The organism is Rhizobium ecuadorense (genome assembly GCF_001187535.1).
GTDB classification, from domain to species: Bacteria; Pseudomonadota; Alphaproteobacteria; order Rhizobiales; family Rhizobiaceae; genus Rhizobium; species Rhizobium ecuadorense.
In genome coordinates this window covers 1-278 of record NZ_LFIO01001707.1, presented here as the reverse complement: position 1 = coordinate 278, position 278 = coordinate 1, and the positions used below count along the sequence as shown (strand labels likewise).

General features: G+C 61.9%; 1 protein-coding gene. It reads left to right on the top strand.

From position 1 onward, the window contains the following. On the top strand, positions 1-278 hold a 278-nt coding region (locus AF337_RS33110), incomplete at both ends, for a chloride channel protein (RefSeq protein WP_193393689.1).

Genomic DNA, 278 nt, shown 5'->3' with positions numbered 1-278 from the left:
CTGTTGTTTGAATGGAAGCCGCGCAGCTTCATTCCCGTCGCCGTCGCCGCCTGCGTGTCGATCTGCTGGCGCCCGCTGCTGTTCGGCACCGGCCCGCTGTTCCCGACCCACTTCCAGGTAGACTTGCCCTGGTGGGGGATTTTCGCCTGTGCGGCGATGGGCATCATCTCAGGCCTGCAATCCGGATTACTGACGACACTGCTCTACCGGATCGAGGACCTGTTCGAAACCTTGCCGATCCACTGGATGTGGTGGCCGATGCTCGGCGGTCTCGTTAT